Source organism: Parapedobacter lycopersici, from assembly GCF_024643285.1.
GTDB lineage: Bacteria > Bacteroidota > Bacteroidia > Sphingobacteriales > Sphingobacteriaceae > Parapedobacter > Parapedobacter lycopersici.
In genome coordinates, this window is record NZ_JAMSLW010000018.1 from 1 (window position 1) to 443 (window position 443).

The following is a 443-nucleotide window of genomic DNA, read 5'->3' on the forward strand; positions in this document are numbered from 1 at the left end:
ATGAACATCACAAACATCTGCTGCATCGGGGCGGGCTATGTCGGGGGACCGACCATGTCAGTGATTGCCCAGCAGTGCCCGGACATCCGGGTAACGATCGTTGACATCAACGAGGCACGCATCGCGGCATGGAACAGCGATGACCTCTCGGAGCTTCCGGTGTACGAGCCGGGGCTTGCCGGAGTGGTTGCCGAGGCACGGGGGCGGAACCTGTTCTTTTCCACGGATGTGGACAGGGCGATCGACGAGGCGCAGATGGTGTTCATCTCGGTGAACACGCCGACCAAGACCTACGGCAAGGGCCGCGGCATGGCGGCCGACCTGAAATACATCGAGCTGTGCGCGCGGCAGATTGCCGCGGTGGCCAAGGACGACAAGATCATCGTGGAGAAATCCACGCTTCCGGTACGCACGGCCGATGCGCTCAAGAGCATCCTGCACAA

Annotated in this window: 1 pseudogene; it reads left to right on the top strand. The window is 61.6% G+C overall.

Features of this window, described 5'->3' with window-relative positions:
• Nucleotides 1-443, top strand: a pseudogene (locus NEV57_RS15680) (nucleotide sugar dehydrogenase); the annotation flags it as partial.